Source organism: Candidatus Pelagibacter sp. Uisw_094 (assembly GCF_047729535.1).
In the GTDB taxonomy this organism is placed as follows: domain Bacteria; phylum Pseudomonadota; class Alphaproteobacteria; order Pelagibacterales; family Pelagibacteraceae; genus Pelagibacter.
Genome location: NZ_CP159823.1, coordinates 371,681 through 391,467, shown reverse-complemented (window position 1 = coordinate 391,467; position 19,787 = coordinate 371,681). Strand labels below are relative to the sequence as shown.

Annotated in this window: 21 protein-coding genes; 18 read left to right on the top strand and 3 right to left on the bottom strand. The window is 30.4% G+C overall.

The features are described 5' to 3' along the window. Nucleotides 1–9 precede the first annotated feature (9 nt). The 3 genes from ABXT72_RS02060 to ABXT72_RS02050 all read left to right on the top strand — a co-directional run bounded on the left by ABXT72_RS02060 (nucleotide 10) and on the right by ABXT72_RS02050 (nucleotide 2,548). On the top strand, nucleotides 10–852 hold the full coding sequence (locus ABXT72_RS02060) for an amidohydrolase family protein (RefSeq protein ID WP_415278726.1): 843 nt from the start codon (nucleotides 10–12) through the stop codon (nucleotides 850–852). 3 nt (nucleotides 853–855) lie between these two features. Continuing rightward, nucleotides 856–1,818: an aldo/keto reductase gene (locus ABXT72_RS02055; RefSeq protein WP_415278725.1), complete on the top strand. Its 963-nt coding sequence runs from the start codon at nucleotides 856–858 to the stop codon at nucleotides 1,816–1,818. A 403-nt stretch (nucleotides 1,819–2,221) separates the two neighbouring features. After that, on the top strand, nucleotides 2,222–2,548 hold the full coding sequence (locus tag ABXT72_RS02050) for a GYD domain-containing protein (protein WP_415278724.1): 327 nt from the start codon (nucleotides 2,222–2,224) through the stop codon (nucleotides 2,546–2,548). Between the two features lie 36 nt (nucleotides 2,549–2,584). Here the strand turns inward: ABXT72_RS02050 and ABXT72_RS02045 are convergent, their stop codons facing one another. Next, on the bottom strand, nucleotides 2,585–3,418 hold the full coding sequence (locus ABXT72_RS02045) for a phytanoyl-CoA dioxygenase family protein (RefSeq protein ID WP_415278723.1): 834 nt from the start codon (nucleotides 3,416–3,418) through the stop codon (nucleotides 2,585–2,587). A gap of 35 nt (nucleotides 3,419–3,453) precedes the next feature. Here ABXT72_RS02045 and moaA point away from each other — a divergent pair, with 35 nt between their 5' ends. Genes moaA through ABXT72_RS02025 form a run of 4 tightly spaced genes read left to right on the top strand, consistent with a single transcriptional unit; the run spans nucleotide 3,454 to nucleotide 5,819 of the window. Further along, a complete protein-coding gene (gene moaA / locus ABXT72_RS02040; RefSeq protein ID WP_415278722.1) occupies nucleotides 3,454–4,446 on the top strand; it encodes a GTP 3',8-cyclase MoaA in 993 nt (330 codons plus the stop codon). Then, on the top strand, nucleotides 4,447–4,992 hold the full coding sequence (moaC, locus tag ABXT72_RS02035; protein WP_415278721.1) for a cyclic pyranopterin monophosphate synthase MoaC: 546 nt from the start codon (nucleotides 4,447–4,449) through the stop codon (nucleotides 4,990–4,992). It abuts the gene before it with no gap. A 15-nt stretch (nucleotides 4,993–5,007) separates the two neighbouring features. Further along, on the top strand, nucleotides 5,008–5,343 hold the full coding sequence (locus ABXT72_RS02030) for a DMT family transporter (RefSeq protein ID WP_415278720.1): 336 nt from the start codon (nucleotides 5,008–5,010) through the stop codon (nucleotides 5,341–5,343). A 5-nt stretch (nucleotides 5,344–5,348) separates the two neighbouring features. Continuing rightward, the gene (locus ABXT72_RS02025; RefSeq protein ID WP_415278719.1) at nucleotides 5,349–5,819 is read left to right on the top strand and encodes a hypothetical protein; all 471 of its coding nucleotides are present in this window, start codon (nucleotides 5,349–5,351) and stop codon (nucleotides 5,817–5,819) included. A gap of 41 nt (nucleotides 5,820–5,860) precedes the next feature. On the opposite strand, the gene ABXT72_RS02020 is transcribed toward ABXT72_RS02025, so the two are convergent. Next, on the bottom strand, nucleotides 5,861–6,130 hold the full coding sequence (locus ABXT72_RS02020) for a hypothetical protein (protein ID WP_415278718.1): 270 nt from the start codon (nucleotides 6,128–6,130) through the stop codon (nucleotides 5,861–5,863). Nucleotides 6,131–6,357: 227 nt separating this feature from the next. Here ABXT72_RS02020 and ABXT72_RS02015 point away from each other — a divergent pair, with 227 nt between their 5' ends. The 11 genes from ABXT72_RS02015 to ABXT72_RS01965 are packed head-to-tail and all read left to right on the top strand — an operon-like array spanning nucleotide 6,358 to nucleotide 18,939. Then, nucleotides 6,358–7,560: an ABC transporter substrate-binding protein gene (locus tag ABXT72_RS02015; protein ID WP_415278716.1), complete on the top strand. Its 1,203-nt coding sequence runs from the start codon at nucleotides 6,358–6,360 to the stop codon at nucleotides 7,558–7,560. A 15-nt stretch (nucleotides 7,561–7,575) separates the two neighbouring features. Next, a complete protein-coding gene (locus ABXT72_RS02010; protein WP_415278715.1) occupies nucleotides 7,576–9,324 on the top strand; it encodes a sugar ABC transporter ATP-binding protein in 1,749 nt (582 codons plus the stop codon). Next, complete coding sequence (locus tag ABXT72_RS02005; protein WP_415278714.1) at nucleotides 9,324–9,839, top strand: hypothetical protein; 516 nt, start codon at nucleotides 9,324–9,326, stop codon at nucleotides 9,837–9,839. Before ABXT72_RS02010 ends, ABXT72_RS02005 begins: the two co-directional genes overlap by 1 nt. 5 nt (nucleotides 9,840–9,844) lie before the next feature. After that, nucleotides 9,845–12,169, top strand: a complete 2,325-nt coding sequence (locus ABXT72_RS02000) for an ABC transporter permease (protein WP_415278713.1) — start codon at nucleotides 9,845–9,847, stop codon at nucleotides 12,167–12,169. A 1-nt stretch (nucleotide 12,170) separates the two neighbouring features. Beyond that, a complete protein-coding gene (locus ABXT72_RS01995) occupies nucleotides 12,171–13,562 on the top strand; it encodes an ABC transporter permease (RefSeq protein ID WP_415278711.1) in 1,392 nt (463 codons plus the stop codon). Nucleotides 13,563–13,574: 12 nt separating this feature from the next. Beyond that, nucleotides 13,575–14,294 carry a 5-oxoprolinase subunit PxpA gene (pxpA, locus tag ABXT72_RS01990; RefSeq protein WP_415278710.1) on the top strand — a complete coding sequence of 240 codons (720 nt, stop codon included), beginning with the start codon at nucleotides 13,575–13,577 and terminating at the stop codon, nucleotides 14,292–14,294. Beyond that, nucleotides 14,291–16,744: a carboxyltransferase domain-containing protein gene (locus ABXT72_RS01985; protein ID WP_415278709.1), complete on the top strand. Its 2,454-nt coding sequence runs from the start codon at nucleotides 14,291–14,293 to the stop codon at nucleotides 16,742–16,744. Before pxpA ends, ABXT72_RS01985 begins: the two co-directional genes overlap by 4 nt. Before the next feature lie 5 nt (nucleotides 16,745–16,749). Beyond that, complete coding sequence (locus ABXT72_RS01980) at nucleotides 16,750–17,877, top strand: biotin-dependent carboxyltransferase family protein (RefSeq protein ID WP_415278708.1); 1,128 nt, start codon at nucleotides 16,750–16,752, stop codon at nucleotides 17,875–17,877. Nucleotides 17,878–17,903: 26 nt separating this feature from the next. After that, entirely contained in the window at nucleotides 17,904–18,122 is a 219-nt protein-coding gene (locus ABXT72_RS01975) for an acetyl-CoA carboxylase biotin carboxyl carrier protein subunit (protein WP_415278706.1), read from the top strand. A gap of 12 nt (nucleotides 18,123–18,134) precedes the next feature. After that, complete coding sequence (locus ABXT72_RS01970) at nucleotides 18,135–18,332, top strand: hypothetical protein (RefSeq protein ID WP_415278704.1); 198 nt, start codon at nucleotides 18,135–18,137, stop codon at nucleotides 18,330–18,332. A 4-nt stretch (nucleotides 18,333–18,336) separates the two neighbouring features. After that, entirely contained in the window at nucleotides 18,337–18,939 is a 603-nt protein-coding gene (locus tag ABXT72_RS01965) for a glutathione S-transferase N-terminal domain-containing protein (protein WP_415278703.1), read from the top strand. Nucleotides 18,940–18,945: 6 nt separating this feature from the next. Here ABXT72_RS01965 and attM read toward each other — a convergent pair whose 3' ends face one another. Next, nucleotides 18,946–19,782 carry an AttM family quorum-quenching N-acyl homoserine lactonase gene (gene attM / locus ABXT72_RS01960; protein WP_415278702.1) on the bottom strand — a complete coding sequence of 279 codons (837 nt, stop codon included), beginning with the start codon at nucleotides 19,780–19,782 and terminating at the stop codon, nucleotides 18,946–18,948. Nucleotides 19,783–19,787: the final 5 nt, after the last annotated feature.

Below are 19,787 nucleotides of genomic sequence, written 5' to 3'. Positions count from 1 at the left end.
GTTAGTTAAATGCAAATAATTGATGCACATCACCATTTTTGGGATCCATCTAGAGAAGATTACTCATGGATGCCTCAAGATAATAAAATTTTAAATAGAAAATATGATTTGGAAGAACTTTCTAAAGATTCAAGATCAATTGATTTATACAAAACAGTTTTAGTACAAGCAGCTGCAACTAATGCTGAAACAGAATATATGCTTAATATAGCTGAAAATTCAGATTTAGTTTCTGGGGTTGTGGGATGGGTAAACTTTGAAGATCCGAACCAATTAAAACAGTTAAAGACTTTTACTAAAAATCCAAAATTTGTAGGTGTGAGACCTATGATACAAGACATCACTGATGAAAATTGGGTTTTAAACAAAGATTTTGATATTTTTTTTAAAACTATTATAGATCTTGATTTGAGTTTTGATGCACTTGGGTTTCCACTTCATTTAGATAATTTTTATATTATTGCATCTAAGTATCCATCTTTAAGATTTGTAATTGATCATTTAATGAAACCAAAAATTTGCAATAATGATCAAAAAGAATTTGATCATTGGATGAATGGAATGAATAAATTTTCTAATTTAGATAATGTTTATTGTAAGTTTTCTGGAATGGTTACTGAGGCTTGTAAAAATTGGACTGAAGATGATTTAAAACATTATACAAATGAAATTTTAAGAATATTTACAGATAAAAAGATATTATGGGGGTCTGATTGGCCAGTATGTAATTTAAGAACAGACTATATTGGTTGGTTTAACACTGCACAAAATTTAACTAATAATTTGAGTTTAGATCAAAAACAAAATATATTTTATGAGAATGCAATAAAATTTTACAAACTAAAAATTTAAATTATGAAAAAAAATAAAATAAAAGACACAGGCTTAGAAGTTACAGAATTAAGTTTTGGTACATCTTCGTTGGGAAGTATGCCAGACACATACGGTTATGAAGTGTCTGAAGATAGAGCTCAAAAAACTCTAAATAGATTTTTTCAAGGGCCTGTTAATATGCTTGATACGTCAAGAAATTACGCAATGGGTGAAAGTGAAAAAAGAATTGGAAAAGCAATTAAAGAAAATGGAGGATGGCCTAATGGTTTTCTTTTATCTACAAAACTAGACAGAAATATGGACACCTTAGTTCTTGATAAAAATAGAGTTAGAGAATCGTTAGAAGAAAGTTTAAAAACGTTAAATGTAGACTCTGTTGATATTTTATTTTTACATGATCCAGAATATGCAAAAGACATTACTGATATTACAAAAAAAGATGGAGCAATGGATGAGTTATTTAAAATTAAAAATGAAGGTCTTGCTAAAGCAGCAGGTGTTGCAATGGGTAAAGTAGATATTATGTTTCCTTTGCTAAAAGATTGGGATTTTGACGTGATAATTAATCATAACAGATATACCCTAATAAATAGAGAGGCTAATGAAATGTATGATTATGCTTCTAGTAAAAATATAGCAATTTTTAATGCTGCTCCATACGCAGGAGGAGTTTTAGCAAAAGGTCCTGATAATTTTAAAAAAATAACCTATCAGGATGCTACGGAAGAGAAATTAGCCCCTGCTCGCGAGTTTGAAAAAGTTTGCAAAAAACATAATGTGGAATTAGGAGCAGCTGCACTTCAGTTTTCTTTAAGAGATAATAGAATTACCTCAACGATATGTGGTGTAACTAGTGTTGAAAGTATAGAAAAAAATTTGACTTGGGCTAATGCTAAAATTTCTGGTGAATTTTGGGATGAAATATCAAAACTACCATTTTCTACTAATGACCCTGAGTCTGAAAGAGTTTTCACATCAGGATAATTAAATTGTATATGAATATTCTTAAGGATAGCTTTGGTAGAAGATTTCCATACATGCGGCTTTCTATTTCGGATGTTTGCAATAAGAAATTTTTTCAAAAACTGCTGTAAATCGATTAGCAGTGATTTTAATTACTCACAACGTTCACCATGCTTATCCTGTTGGAAATAGTTTTACAGTTTTAAATAGAGGAAAAAGCTTAGGAACTTTTCAAAAAAAATATTGGTAGAGAAGAAATGTTAAGTATGATGATAGGTGGAGAAGATCTTGCTAAACTAGAAGTTGAACTTAAAGAAATGGATCATCTCAATACCTAATTAAATAAACATTTTTTTTAAAAAAATTAATTTCAAAGATTTAAAAAATTATGTTTTAATATCCCAAAATAATAAAGGAGAAGTTTATGAAAAAATATATTGTAATGGGTAATTATACAGCAAAGGCCTTCCAAGGTTTTATGAAAGACCCTAAGCAAGATAGATCAATTGCAGTTAAAGCATTAACTGAAGCAGTAGGTGGAACTTTTGAATCTTTTTATATTACGAGAGGTCCTTATGATTTTGTTGCTGTCACTTCAGGAGACATGCCTTATGAAAATTTTGCTGGTATAAAATTAGCTGTTGAAGCTAGTGGGACAGTAGAAAATATGGTTATTCTTGAGGAGATGGATATGAATAAAGCAGCAGAGCTTGCCGCTAAAGCTATGGCTGGCTACAAACCTGCTGGTTAATAATTTATGTTAACTTCCAGTTCAAAAAGCTGGGAGTTAGCTAGTTTCAAATAAAGTTGGAAACATTTTTCCAGATAAATCATCACCATTTTTATAACCATTATCTTCCATAATAGTTCTTTCTTCTCTAGCCCAATTTCCTCTATAAATAATTTTAGAGTTTTCTTTTGCCATTCTTAGTGTGTATCTATGAACATCTTTTTTAGGTGTAACAGTATTTAATCCTCCGTGTAGTGTTCTAATATCAAAATAAATACAGTCACCAACTTCCAGATCCCATTGTAAAAATTCATAATCATCTTTATTTTCTAATATATTAGGAGTTAATTCATATTTTTTTCCATTAACAACTCCAACATTGCCATCAACTTCATGGCCATCATTAAATCTTGTTCTTAAAAATAGCTTATCCCATAAATGTGAACCTTTAACCCAAGCAATACCATCTTCTTTTTTAACTGACTCAAGCGGTATCCACAATACACACATAGATCCTTCAAAATCGAAATATGATATATCATGATGAAAAGGTGGTGATGACTTTGATCCCGCTTCCCTAAAAAACCAATTATCCATCACTAAATTAATTTTTTGGGCTTCTAAAAGTTCTGCTGCAATTTTGGGTGTTGGTGAATTAAATACAAAATCTTTAAATTCCTCATGTAAATTCCAAGTCCAAAAATCTTCATAATATCCTGGTAGTTTTTGGTCTTTTGTGTGGTTTACAAATCTTGGACTAGGACTTTCTTTGCCTTTTTTAATTCCTTTTTTTAACTTTTCAATCCATGCGTTATCAAATTTGCCTTTAATTAAGACCGCACCATCTTTTTTAAATAGATTTACTTCTGCTTTGGTAATAATTTTGCTCATATATTATTATTATAATATAATGTAATAAAAATAAGATGAAAACATTAAGTGATACTTTTGGAAGAAAATTTCCCTACATAAGATTATCAATTACAGATGTATGTAATTACAGTTGTACCTATTGTTTGCCACAAGGTTATAAAAAAACACCCGGAGATACGAGAAGTTTTATGTCTGCAGAAGAAATATCCAGATTAACAAAAGCATTGTCTGAATTGGGTGTTTGTAAAATTAGATTAACTGGTGGAGAACCAACGGTTAGAAAAGACTTTTTTGATATCCTTAAAGATATGAAGCAAAATTCAAATATTCCCAAAGTAACAATGACGACTAACGGTTATCGTTTGGACAAAATTGCAAAACAATTATGTGAAGCTGGTTTAGATGGAATAAATATTAGTATAGACAGCTTAAATAAAGATACTTTTAAAAAACTAACGGGACATGACAGACTTGATGAAATTTTAGAAGGCATAAGGATTTTACAAAAATTAAATTTTAAAAATATAAAAATTAATGCCGTTTTACTTAAGGGTATTAATGATACCCATGATGAGTTTAAAAAATTTGGAAATTTCATAAAAGATAACAATATTGATTTTAGATTTATAGAATTGATGCAAACAGGTGATAATTTAGAGTATTTTAAGAAAAATCATGTTTCCTCTAAAATATTCAAAGATTTTTTAGAAAAAAATAACTGGATCCCCCAAACCTATGGGAAAGATGCAGGCCCTTCATTAAATTTTATACATCCAGAATTTAAGGGGAAATTTGGATTAATCGCTCCCTACACTAAAGATTTTTGTCAAACATGTAACAGATTGAGAGTTACCTCTAGAGGTGATTTAAGATTATGTTTATTTGGTAATACTGGAATTAGTATTAGGCATTTATTGCAAGATGATGCTCAAAAAAATGAGCTTGTAGATCTAATAATTAAACAATTACACCTTAAAAAAGAGTCACATTATTTAGAGCTTGGAGATACTGGAATTACTCCAAATTTATCAAGTACTGGAGGATAAATGGAAAGCTTAAAGGTAATAACTGAAGAAAAATTAAAAGATTGGGCTAAGGAAATTTTTAAAAAGAACTCATTTAACATGATTGATGTTTCGTCAAAAAAAGAAACATTTAGAAGAGCGTTAGCTTCTGGTAAAATTTATGTAGGAAAAGAAGTTTTTGAACTAATTAAAAATAAAGAAATGCCAAAAGGTGATCCAATCACTCTAGCTGAGGTATCAGCTGTCTTGGGTGTTAAAAAAACCAGTGAATTGATTCCACTATGCCACCCACTTCCAATAGATCATACGGCAACTAAAATTATCATGCATGATGAGGACGCTTCATTAGAAGTTTTTTGTGTTGTGTCTGCTGTTGCAAAAACTGGTGTAGAAATGGAAGCTATTATGGGTGTTAATACAGCACTAATAACTATTTACGATCTAAGTAAAATTGTAAATCCACATCTTAGAATTGATAATGTTAAGCTACTGATTAAAGAAGGTGGAAAAAGTGGTTTATGGACTAATCCTGATGGCTTACCAGAATTTTTAAAAGATATTTTTTAGAATGGGGATAATTTAATGAATCATGTTGCTGGATATATATATTTAATCCTTGCTATAATTTTAGGAATTTTATCAAACAGTTTTTTAAAAGTCACAAATAATTTTACAAATATTTATCCAACTATTTTTTGCATAATTACAATTATTTCATGCATTTTTTGCTTATCAAAAACAATGAGTGTTATACCAGTTGGTTTTGCTTATGCCTCATATGGTGGGTTAACAATTAGTGCTGTAACGATTTTTGGAATATTTAAATATAACCAAATACCAAACACTTATGGAATTATTGGGATAATTCTAATAATAGTTGGTGTTATATTGCTAAATACTATGGGTAAGATTAATTAACTATAATGAAAAAAATCGTAATCATATTTTTATTTTTTGCAACAGCGTTATCAGCTGAAAAAATTGAAAGATTAGGCTTTTATAATCTTCAAGAGCTTCTTGAAGATGACAATCTAACTTATAAAATTATTAGAAGTTGTGTTTCTTTAAATTCTGCAATAACAGAAATAACTAAAGAAGATCACCCTGAATTATCAAAAAGTTTTTTTGAGACAGCTAACTATTTATACCCTTTTGGTATTCTTACTTTATCTAAAATAAAAAAAAGGAATTATAATGATGTTCAGAAAGAATTTATGGATAAAGTTAGCACACAGACTTCTGATTATATAAACTTTATGAAGAAAAATGGTGTTGAGAAACAAAGTTTTATTAAGGACACCTTTATTGGTGATGATTTAGATTTTTGTAATGAAATGAGATCTGCTATAGAAATAACAATCTCGGAGTCAAAAAAGCTTAAATCTAATAACTAATATTAGATTACTCTGATATTTTAAATTGGTGAATGTTATATTTAATTCTTTTTTTTAAATTTTGGTATTTTGGATTTTTTGGATTTTTTGGATTTTTTAGATTTAACAGTAGGACCTTCTAAAGCCGGCATGATTTCTTTACACTTTTCAAGCTCACAAAAATAGGTTGCTCCACTCTTATTGTTATAAAGATAAGCACCACAATTTGTTTTTTTTTTAAAAGTACAATTTGCTGGCTCTAAAATGTATTCAGCAAATAAGCTCGTAGAAGTGAACAAAGATAATATAAGAACTAGAAGAAATTTTTTCATATAAATTATTAACAGTTTGAAAAAAAAATATATTTCAACTACTGATAGAATATTTTTTTAACTAATACCTCTCATTTTATTTATCACAACTTAGTACACTTTTTGTTTTAAAAACAATCGAAAATTTACTTATAAAATATATATATATAAATATTCAGTTTTTATCTTCTGGATAATTTTTTTTATGCATGAGAGTATCTCTCATAACTAATAAGGAGAGAGAGAAAATGAAAATAACTAAAACTATCTATGTTTTTATGTTTTCTTGTTTTTTAGGAATATTTAGTAATGTCTCTGCAGGTGAATTATGCAAAGAGTGTTTAGCTAAAGTCCCTCAGGAAATGAGAGATTACGTTTATAACATGGACTTTATGGACAAAGATCAACCTCTTGGTCCAGCAGTCATGAAGGGCTGGAAAAGTAAAAGAAAACCACCATGGACGATAGGTTATGCAAGTACTTACGCAGGAAATACATGGCGTAAGGGTGCAATGGAGCGTTTAATGGAAGTTGTTTATCCTAAATGGAAAGCACTTGGAATGGTTGATGAAATTGTAATTACTCAATCAAACTTGGATGACTCTTTGCAAATTCAGCAAATGAGACAAATGATAGATGGAGGAAAAGTTGACGCAATTATTGTTTGTTGTTCAAATATAACTGCTCTTAACACAACTATTAAATATGGTTGGGAAAAAGGCATTCCTACACTTTCGTTCACTGGCTTTACAACATCACCATATTCAATCAACACATCTGTTAATTACAGATTAGTTGGTTATTATGTTGGCGCTTGGATGGCTGAATTAATTGGTGAAAAAGGTAATGTAATAGTTATCGAAGGAATACCTGGTTATTCAGCTTCTGACCAACAAAACAAAGGGGTACTAGCTGCACTGTCAGAATATCCTGATGTAAATGTTGTTGGACAGTTAGCTCATAACTGGACCTCTCAAGTTGCTCAGAAAGAACTGTCTCAATGGTTATCAACTAATACAAAAAAAGTTGATGGTATTGCAGTTCAATCATCTGGAGAAACTGGAACACTGCAAGCGCTACTTCAGTCTGGACTTGATCCAATTCCACCAATTGCTTTAGGTGGAGAACTGGGTGCTCTATGTTATTGGAGACAAAATCCAGGATATATTGATGAAGCGATATATGCATGGCCTCCAGGAGATGAAGTAGAGTTAGGTATGGATGTAATGATTAGAACTTTGCAAGGTCAAAGTCCTATGATTCAATCTATATTAGTTGGTCCTGCTACTAAAAATTTCGATGAAATCAAATCAATCCTAGGTGAAGATTGTGATCGAAATTCTACTGGTTGGGACAATCCAGGAATGGATAAATGGGCTCCTAAAGAATACGTAGACGCATTCTTTGAGAATCCAAGCGATCCTACAAAATACGATCCGAAATCTCACTAATACTTTTATCAAAGTATGAGTGCAGAAAAAAATATAGAAGACAACACCTCTAAAGAGGTGTTGTCTGACAGATCTAAAACTATCCAGGGCGATATTTATGTCCAGGATGTTCATAAATATTTTGGTGTAACTAAAGCCTTAAACGGAGTAAATTTTAATGCAAATTTTGGAGAAATTCATGCAATAGTCGGAGGAAATGGCTGTGGTAAAAGCACTTTAGCAAAAGCAATGTCTGGAGTATTACCTGTAGATAAAGGTAAAGTTTCAATACTTGGTCAAACTCCAACATCTCCTGTAATGGCTAGAAATATGGGAATAGCAACAGTATTTCAAGAGGTAATGATTGCAGAAGAATCATCTGTGGTAGATAATTTATTTGTTGGTTCAGATGATTTTTGGTACAAAAATTTAACTCAAAGAGAAAAAGTATTGAAAGCCCAAGAAATTATGGAAGATCTTGTTGGTGAATACATTGATCCATACACTCAAGCTTTTAATTTATCACTTCCAATAAAGGCTTGGATTACAATTGCTAGAGCATTTTTAAGAGAAAATACTAAGGTATTAATTCTTGATGAGTCCTCTGCTGCTCTTGATTTTGACTCAACTGAAAGATTGTTTAAAAAAATGAGAGAATTGCGTGACAGAGGTGTTGCAATATTTATTGTTACACACAGAATTGCTGAATTAGTTAGAATTAGTGATAAAGCAACCGTTATGAGAGACGGTAAAGATGTTGGAGTATTAGAAAAAAAAGATCTTAATGAAAAAAATTTAATAGGCCTAATGACTGGAAGAGAAGAAACTGGGGAAAAATCTACATCAGTAGCAATACAAACTAAAACTGAAAAAGTTGTAATGAGAGCTGAAAATCTAGTTGTTTGGCCAGATAGTAAGCCTGTCAATTTTGAAATTAGAAGAGGAGAAATAGTCGGTGTAACAGGTCTAGATGGAAATGGGCAAGATGACTTTGTTAAAATCTTAGCAGGTGTTCAAGAATCTCATGGAGGTACATTAGAGATTTTAGATACTAATGAAAAATTTTTGAAATTCAATTCACTTAATAGTGCAAAAGAAAATGGAATATCTTTTGTTTCTGGTGATCGAAAAAAAGAGGGAATACTTCCTAACTTAAGTATATATGAAAATTTAGTTGTCCCTCTTTATGAAAAAACTAGCAAGGCAGGGTTTTTAGGTTTTGTTAATTGGATGGAATTGAATGGAATTTTTGATTGGGAGGTAGAGAGATTAAATATTAAAACTGGTCCAAGAGATAATCTAATTGGCTCACTAAGTGGAGGAAACCAACAAAAAGTTATGATTGCAAGATCATTTGCACAGCACCCTAAAATTCTTATTTTGAATGATCCAGCGAGAGGCATAGATGTAAGCACTAAAAGAGATCTATATGTGCATTTAAGAAAATATGTTGAAGAAGGTAATACAGTTGTTTTCTTATCTAGTGAATTAGAGGAGTTTATTGGACTATGTCCAAAAGTAATAGTTTTTAGAAATGGGACAATATTTGATATTTTTGAAAATGACAGAATTAATGCAGATACTTTGCTCAAAGGAATGTTTGGTCAAACAGCAGGAGTTGGTGAAACAACCATCTTGAATAAATTAAATTTACCCTCATCACCTATTCAAAATAAATCGGCTGACAATAATGAAGTAAAGATAACAAAAAATATAAAAGTAATAAATTTTGATAAAGAAAATATTGATAAAGATAAAACTAAGATAAAGATTAAAACATTTTAATGAAAATAGAAAATAAAAATAATTACTATAACGATGAAGATGAAATTAATTTTGAAAAATTAAACAATTTCAGGAAATTTAATTCTAACATTAAAAGTAATACTCAATCTAAAGATCATAATATTAGATATAATAATTCTGATAAAAATTATTTTAATAATATTATAAAAACCGAGGAAAATTTGCCTTTATCTAAAAAAATAGACACTGAAAAAGAGGTAAAATATTATAATTCATCAGATTTTCAAAAATTTGATCAATTTAATAACTTTTTGGACTACAAAGATATAACAGAACACAAGCAAGATAAAAATATAAACACTGAGTTTAGCTATTCATCAAATGACTATGGTGAGTTTAATAAAATTATTCCAACTAAAAATATAGGAAAGAAAATAATTAATAATAAAAATCAAAAGGTTAAAATTATTGATTATAGTAATTTAAAAGATGATGAAAAAAAATTTAAAAATAAATTGGGAATTGAAAAAATAAAAATTGTTTATTTTGATTAAAAAAAATGGAAGTAATTGAAAAATTAAAAAAAACCTATAGATCAAGTACAGATACTTCATCAAATAAGTATCTTATGGTCCCTATCTTTATTTTTTTTGCTTTATTAATTTTTGCTCTAATAAGAAGTCCAATACTTATTTCTCAATCTGGTATCGGTAGTGCAATAATGCTTACTGCTCCTTTAATATTAACCACATATGCCTTGACATTTATAGCAATGGCAGGAAGAGGAGGAGTTGATTTATCTATTGGTCCTTTCATGGGTTTTATAAATGTAAGTAGTATTCAGTTATATGCTGCGGGATATTTGCAAACGCCTATTACATGGTTTGTGTACGCAATTGCAATGGGTTTACTATGGCAACTTTTTTATGCTTTAATTGTTTGTTTTGTAAGAGTTTCTCCTATTATTGTTTCGTTAGCTGGATATTTAGCATTTGCAGGAATTAATATTGTAATTTTACCAAGACCGGGGGGGATAGCTCCTGATTGGCTACTTCCCTGGGGAGAAGGTTTTACTATTTTAAACCCAATATTTCTTCTGATGATCTTAGCAACAATATTTTTTTATATAATCACTCACACAGCTTTTTGGGGTCATCTAAAATTAATGGGTTCGGATGAACGTGCTGCTTTTACAAGTGGTGTAAAAATTAATTTAGTAAGGATAGTTGCTCATATGATAGCAGGAATTTTTGCAGCTCTTTCTGCGATATGTTTTACTGCCCTTGTTGGTTCTGGAGATCCCTTACAAGGAACCAAATACACTTTATTAGGTATTACGGCACTAGTTTTAGGTGGTGCAAGTTTAGCTGGAGGGCGTGGAGGTGCCTTTGGTGCAATTCTAGGTGCTTTAAATTTATATCTTATAAATTATATCTTAGTTACTTTTAGGTTTGAAAGACTTCAAAGCTTTGTATCTGACTTATCTTATGGTGCTGTTTTAGTGGGAGCTTTGATGGTCAGCCTAATACTTCCTTACGTCACAAGAGTTACAAAAGGTTTATCTGTAATGGTTTTTTTTATTATAATGGCATTTGCAGGATTATTTGTCATGATACATCAAATTTATGATCAACCTATTATCATTGAACAGATTGTTGAAGATAATGCAAAATCTGAAAATGAAGCAAAGGGTTCTATTGAAAGAAAAGTGGATGCAACTGGAAATATTATTGTGGAGGATAGTGGAAATGCTACTACTGGCAAAGGTACCGCTAAAGGTGGATCTCTAGCAGGACATGGTGTAGTTCAGTTTACAGAAACTGCAGGAACAATTATTTTTTATATAATTATAGGAATAGCATTTATTGCTCTTTTATTTTATTTATTATCAGCTCATAGAAGCCCATCAACAATTTCTTTTGTTGTTATTGTAGTAATAATGGCTGCTGGTTTGATTTTTAATTCAGATAAAGAAGAGGGAAATCTGTTGCAAAACACTGAAAAAATAGCCGTACAATCTAATCAGGTGAGTAGTATTGAAACTTCAGCTCCTCAATACTTTAGTTTAGAAAAAATAAATTATTTTCCCAACATTTCAGAGAGTGCTCTTATTTCTGGAAGCACAAGTAGTATAATTTATTTTGCTGGAGTTGTATTACTTGCTTCACTAATTGTTATAGCGATGTTACCTCAGTTTAGTCCTCGAACCAAATCAACAGCAATGATGTTTTTTTTAGCTGCATTATCATTAATTATACTAAAAGGTATTTCATATAATAATCTAATTGAAAGTACAGATAGTAGCTTCTTTGGGATACAAGGTTATGGTGTAATACTAGTTGTTTTACTTCTATTTGTTATAACTGCACCATTTGTTCACTCAAAAATAAAAAATTTGACTAATGTTTACATATTTGGGTTTGGTGTTCTTGCTATAATTTCTACTTATTTTATAGGAGGAAATACATTTATTACTGACGATCCATCTCTTTATCAATCTAGAATTATAAACGAATTGAATATGGGAGATCTTTCTCTAGTTAAATATGAGGGTGCTAAAAGATTTTTCTATGAGACTGCTACATCTGGATATTCGCAAGTTGCCTTTAGTATTTTGGGAGTATTTTTAATTCAATATTTTTTGTTTCTTAATATGGGAGAAAAAGCAAATTATAAGAGATTTGCCCCGTATATTTACATAGTTATAATTGCCGTAGCACTTTGGTCTTCTATTTTTTATTCAGTTGGATATTCAGTTTATAAAATTTTAGCAGTATTAGTAATTGGTATACCTATTACTCCTTTAGTTTGGCAATTTATGTCTATCTATAAGGAAAAAAATGCTCGTGACCAACAGCTAAGTCAATGGGAAGAGGTAAAGTAAAATGAAAAGATCATCTTTTCTATTTCTTAAAGGATTAGGGTTAATATTTGCAATTCTTTGCGGTATAGGAACTGCAGTGCTTGGTTGGTACGATGGTGCTGATTGGATGAATATTGCCACCTACTCCATTGCAGTAACTGGATTGATATTGTGGGGATGGTATCATTTTTCTGTTAGATGGATTAATGAAGATTTAAAAAAGAATATATTTACTAAATTTCCCAAAGAAGAAGATGAAGAAGATGAAGAAAATTTCTTCTTTAAAAATGTTAGAGAAAATAGGTGGAAAACAGTAGCATTTCTGGGTGTTATTCTTATTTTTGCATTTGTATCTTTTATTTCAGAAAATTTCTTTTCAGGAAGAACGTTAGTTTCTTTTTTAATCTTCCTTATATTTGTAATTTTTATGGGTGTCATAAGCAGATATATAAAGGGAAGTAAAAGTGTTTTTATTGGTATAGGAGTTTTGATTGGTTTATTTATTATTGGATCCTTAACTATACCTGGCTTCTTGACTACTATGAATATGAAATCAATGTTAGTCTTTGCGTCATTTCTTGGTTTAGCAACTATCGGACAAACCTTTGTTGCACTTTTAGGAGGTCTGGATTTATCGATCCCTTTTGTTATTGGTTCAATGAATGTTGCATTAATGTCGTTAATTTCTAAAGGAGTTTCTCCATGGTTAGCTTGTCTAGTGATATTATTATTAGGTTGTTTGATTGGGTTTGTTAATGGTATTTTAAGTTTTAGGCTTCAAGGACAAGCATTAATTTTAACTTTGGGAGTAGGATTTTTTGTTAAAGGTGGAGTTCAAATATTAGTTTCTATGGGTACTTTTTCAGCTGGTACAGTTTTTGGTGTAGTGCCGGATTGGATGCAAAATCTAGCATCTATGGGTGGAAAAACTCTTGGTCTTCCAATACCTCCTGTAATCATTATTTGGATTGTAGTAAGTATTTTGGTTATTATAGCTCTAAGATTAACAAAATGGGGTAGGCATTTATATGCTTTAGGAGGAAGTAGACTATCTTCATCAAGACTGTCAATTTCTGAAAAAGGATACTGGATTGGAGCTTATGTTATTAGTGGATTTTTCTCTGCTTTAACAGGAATACTACTTCTTGGTTGGAGCGGTGGAGGATATGTTGGAGCTGGAGATATATATTTATTTACAACAATAGCTGCTGTAGTTATTGGAGGTACCTCATTATTAGGTGGTTCTGGAGGATATGGATTAAGTGTTATTGGGGTATTTATTTTACAAATAATAACAACAGTTCTAATTGGGTGGGGTTTAAGTTGGGAAGCACAACAATTTATTCTTGGATTGTTAATTATCCCAATGGTAGCACTTTACGCTAGGTCACCCCATATAAGAAGTCAAATATAAAGGAAAAAATTTATGACAAAACTAAATTGTGACATGGGTGAAAGCTTTGGAATTTATAGAGCTGGTAATGATGAAGAAATAATGCCCTTGATAGATATTGCCAATGTTGCTTGTGGGTTTCATGCTTCAGACCCAAATCATATGAGAAAGACTGTAGCACTTGCAAAAAAGCATGGTGTAAAAGTTGGTGCTCATCCTTCTTTCCCTGACTTACAAGGATTTGGGAGAAGAGAAATGAAAATGCCAAGACAAGATATAAAAAGTATGATCATGTATCAGGTTGGTGCTTTAAAGTCATTTTTAGATGAACAGGATATGCCCCTAAACCATATTAAACCTCATGGATCATTGTATGTTATGGCTGCAAAAGATGAAAACATGGCACATGCTATTGCAGATGCAGTTGAAACTTTTGATGTTAGTATTTTTGGAATGGCAAATACATGTCATGAAACAGTTTATAAAGATGAAAGAGGTTTAAATTTTATTGCAGAATTTTATGCTGATCTAGATTATGATGAGAATGGAAAATTAGTTATAGCAAAAGGTAAAAATGCTTCTTATGATAGTAAAATTGCAACTGCTCGTGTCTTACGTGCTTTATCTGAAAAGAAAGTTAAGAATACCATAGGTAAAGATATAGATGTTGGTTGTGATACTATTTGTGTACACTCAGACACTCCTAACGCAGTTGAAATTATTAAAGGCATAAAATTAGCTCTTAATAAATGAAGAAAATTCTAATAGCTAATCGTGGAGAGATAGCTTGTAGAATTATAGACAGCTGTAAAAAATTAAATTTACATTCAATAGCTGTTTACTCTGATGTAGACAAAAATAGTAAGCATGTAAGAAAAGCAGATGAATCAATTCATATTGGTGGTTCTAAAGCTCAAGAAAGTTATCTTTCATCAGTAAAAATAATTGAAGCTGCTAAAAATTTAAAAGCTGATGCTATACATCCAGGCTATGGATTTATGGCAGAAAATGCCGATTTTGCTCAAAAAGTCATTGATTCAGGTATTATTTGGATAGGCCCTAAACCTAATACAATTATATCAATGGGAAATAAGGACATAGCAAGAGATTTAGCCATAAAAAATAACCTTCCTATTTGCCCAGGTCTAAATAATGAAGATTTAAAAAAAGATGACCTGGAAAAAAAATGTAATGAAATAGGTTTTCCAATTTTAATAAAAGCAAGTGCTGGTGGGGGTGGAATTGGAATGCACATTGCAAATAATTTTGAACAATTAGTTCAGTCAATTGAAAAAACTAAAAATTTAGCTAAAAAAGCATTTGGTAACAGTGATATTTTTTTAGAAAAATTTATATCTAATGCGCGACATATTGAAATCCAAGTTTTTGGGCTAGGTGAAAAAAAAGCTTTACACTTTTATGAAAGAGATTGTTCAATACAAAGACGATTTCAAAAAATTATAGAAGAAAGTCCAGCACCTAAAATTGAACAATCTATTATTGATGAAATGGCAGAAAGTGCAGTAAGTTTTGTGACTAATCAAAAATATGAAGGAGCAGGAACAATAGAATACATTTATAATATAGATAATAAAAAGTTTTATTTCTTAGAAATGAATACTAGAATTCAAGTAGAGCACCCTGTTACAGAAGCAGTTACAAATTTTGATTTAGTTACAATGCAAATTAAATTTGCATTAAATATGGATATTGAATCAATAGAACAAAGTAAAATTAAAAAATCAGGACATGCAATTGAATGTAGATTGTATGCTGAAGATCCTTCTAAAAATTTTCTTCCTTCACCTGGAAAGATTACAAAATTAAAAATTCCAAATACTGGCTTACATAACATCAGACTAGATATTGGTGTTGATGAAGGTGATGAGATATCTTTTTATTACGACCCTATGATCGCAAAAATTATTTCAAAAGGTATTAGTAGAGCTGAATGTATAAATAACATGATTCAATATTTGAATGAATTAGAATTAGATGGAATAAACACAAACAAATCTTTTTTAATTTCTGTCTTACAAAATGAATCATTTGAAAATGCGACATACAATACAAAATTTATTGAAAATAATTTATCTTTATTTACAGAAAAAAAAGAAAATGCAAAAAGAATAGAAAAAGATATTTCTACTAAAGAAAAAATTGTTCAAAAATATACAAATAAAGATGTTGAAGCTTTTAAAAGGATAGCTGCAGAATCTCAAAAAAATAAATCCTCTAAACTTTATACTGAAAAAGATTTCACAATATTTAAGAATATTTTAAGTAAAGAAAATAATATTACAAAAAAAAAATCAACTAAAAATATAATTGGGAAAGTTTATGAAGAACCAGTATTCAAACCAGGTGGAGACAAATATATGTTTATTGAATTTGGTAGTCTTATGGATCTTGAGATAAATTTTACCGCACAAAACTTGGCCAAAGCTATTTATGATAATAAAATTAAAGGTATCTATGAAACTGCTCCTTGTTTTGCTTCAATGCTTATTCATTATAATCCTGATGAAATAAAATTTGATGATTTAAAAAATGAGATGAAATCACTTATAAAATCATTAGGTCCGACTGATGATATTGAGATTAATAGTAGAATCTTTTCATTTCCCACTGTTTACCTGGATAAATGGACAAAAGAATGCATCGAAGATTATTCAAGCAAAATTGCACAAAAAACTCCTGATCCAGAGTTTATTGTTGAATTGAATAACCTTGAAAATACAGAGCAATTTGTGCGAGTGCACTCCGGAACAGAATACTGGGTATCAGCGCTTGGTTTTTGGCCAGGACTACCATTCATGATGCCTCTTGATCCCAGATGCAAATTGACAGCTCCTAAATATAATCCACCAAGAACTTGGACTCCGAAAGGTGCGGTAGGCATGGGTGGATCTTCTACATCAATTTACCCAGACAGATTACCTGGCGGTTACCAAATATTTGGCATTATCCCAGTTCCTATTTGGGATACACAAAAAAGTTTTTCAGTGTTTGAAAAAAGCATATGTCTTTTCAAACCAGGAGATAGAGTAAAATTTGTACCTACTAGCTATGAAGAATTTGATCATGTTTCCAATAAAGTAAAAGATAAATCATATGATTATAATATTATTGAATATCAAAAATTTTCTGTAAAAAACTATAAGCAATGGTTAACAACAATTGATAAAACAAAAAGATTTTAATTTTTATGGTAAAGGTAATTAAAAAAGGTTTAGAAACATCAGTCCAAGATTATCCGGGAAGAATTGGAACTTTAAATCAAGGGTTTCCAGCTTCAGGTCCAATGGATAGCTGGTCTTTTAGACTTGCAAACATACTGGTTGGAAATAAAACCGGTGAAGCAGCACTTGAGTGTCAATTTGTGGGCCCAACACTTAAATTTGAAAATGACAGAACTATTGCTATTACAGGTGCAAACATGTCTCCTAAATTAGATGGTAAACAAATTCCATTATGGGAAAGTATAGAAGTTAAGGAAAATCAAATCTTAGAAATGGAGTTTGCAGCTATAGGTGCCAGATCATATATTGCTTTTTCAGGTGGTATTAATAGTGAACCATGGTTAGGTTCTAGGTCAACTTTTCATAAAGCAGGTGTGGGTGGAATTAATGGTAAAGCTATTCAGAATGGTCAAACTTTGCCATTAGGGGAAAATAAGATTATCACTAAAAGAAAAATTAAAAAAAATTCAATACCAATAATGTCTACTGATAAAAACTGGTCAATTGAAGTTGTGTTGGGTCCAAATGATGATTGGGTGGATAAAAAAGGTCATGAAATTTTTCTTAACTCTAAATGGAAATTACAAGCAAAAAGTGACCGAACAGGTTACAGGTTAGATGGACCTAGATTATCTTTTACTGAAAAAGCAACAAATAAAAGTCTTGAAAATGGATCAGAACCTTCAAATATAATTGATCAGGGTTATCCTGCTGGAGCTATAAATCTAGCCGGCCAAACACCTATAATACTTGTTAATGATGGACCTAGCATGGGCGGTTTTATCAATCCATATACTGTTCCGTCCTCTGCATTTTGGAAATTGGGCCAAGCTAAACCAGGCGATACCTTTAATTTTGTTGAAGTTTCAGTTGAAAAAGCACAATTATTGAGATCAGAGCAGTCCATTGTTTGTAGTGAAGAAAGTCTTGAATCTTTTAATAATAATAAAGAAATTGATAACAATATAACAATTAAAAAAATTGCCCCGATTAAAGTAATAGATTTTGAAAAAAATAAATTAGATGAAAAGAAAAGAAGAAAAATGATGGAAAAAAATGGTTTAAAGAATATGAAAATTCGTTTTTTTAATTAACATTTATGCATGAGAGGTAATTAAATATGACAACTGAAGTTAAAACAACAGTACCAGGTAATATATGGAAAGTATTAGTTAAGATAGGTGACTTTGTGAAGAAAGATGATGATTTATTTATTATGGAAGTGATGAAAACTGAGGTTCATCATAACTCTCCAGTAGACGGAAAAGTTATTAAAGTTAATATTGTTAATGACCAAGAAGCAGTAGACCCAGGAACTGTTGCTATAATTATTGAATAGAATTAATAATTCATGAAAGATACGAAATTATACATACAAATTATCCAGGATCTCTCTGAAGAAATTGGTATTTCAAAAAATGATACTAAAAGTTTAGTAGATGTTGCCCTATCTTCTGTTGATATAAAAAAAGTAAATTATGAAGATTTAAAGAAAGAGATATTAACTTTTTTAGTTATAAATATGTTTTCTCTTATTTGTAAATTATAATTTTATGAAAAATAAAATAGTTTTATTTAATGGACCTACCTCACCATTTGGAAGAAAATCAAAAATTACTGCTTTGGTCCATGAGATAATTTTTGAAGAAAAAATAATTAAAGTTCAAGAAGCTAAATTTTTAGACAAACACAATCCCTTAAGAAAGATACCGACTCTGTTGGTTGATAATTCAACAATTATTGATAGTGACAATATTTGTATTTACCTAGACTCAATCTCAAATAAAAAAACTCTTTTTCCTAAAAAAAACTATTTCAATATTGTATCAATGGTTTCAGTTGCTAATGGGTTAATGGAATCTGTTTTAGAAAGACGTATGGAGATAACTAGGCCAAATAATGAACAAAGTAATGAATTTATTAATAAGCAAGAAACTAGAATATCAAGAACTATTGAATGGTTTGAAAATAATTGGAAAAATTACGACAACAACTATTTAACTATGGATCAAATAACTATTGCTTGCTCATTAGAGTACACAAATTTTAGACTTAATAATCAATGGGAAAAAAAATCTCCAAACTTATTAAAATGGTTAGATAATTTTAGGCAAAAAGATTTTATGAAATCTACAATTCCCTTAGAAGCTAAATAGTTTTTGTTAATCGTAATAAAACATTGGAGCTTTATTCCATTGTAACCAAGTAACTGGATCGTGTCCCCATACAACTTTTGCATTAGTTTCTTTGGCAATTTTTCTTAATTTAGCTACTGAATCTGCTGCATCTGAAGCTGACGCGACTAAGCCTGGCAAACATTTATCGCACCAATGATCTCCAGTGTAACAAGCATCTCCAGTTAATAGCATATGACCTGTTTTTGGTAAATTAACTAATACAGATTGGTGACCAGGCGTATGACCTGGAGTGAATATTATTTTTATAACCCCATCACCATATAAATCGAAATAGTCTGTCTTTTTTCCCTGTAAAAACTTCCATCTAATATTTGGTTTATCAAAGTCTTCTTTTATATAAGCTGGTTGAGAAAACCAATCAGGATTATACGCATAGTCATATTCTATTCTCTGAGTTATATGAGTAGCATTTGGAAAGTGTCCTATTGCACCTGAATGGTCTAAGTGTAAATGCGTTTGGATAACATTTTTTACATCTTCAGGGTTCGTATTTACAGTTTTAACTTGATCTCTACACCATTCAGATGCTTTCATAACTGGATCATAAACATCGACTAAAGAGCCCCAATGTTTATGTTTATCTAGGGCAGCTTCTATTGGCATTCCACCATCAATAATAACGTCTCCTTGTGGATGTTTAATTAAAAACCAAGGAATAGGTATTTCATAAGGTTCTTCTCCCTGGTTCATTTTTATAAATTTTACTTTAGTTTTAATAGTGCCTGTCTGAAACATATACAGTCGTATCCCTGTATTAAACTTTGTTGTGTGTTCAAATATATCTTTATCTTTTTGTTCCATAAAAT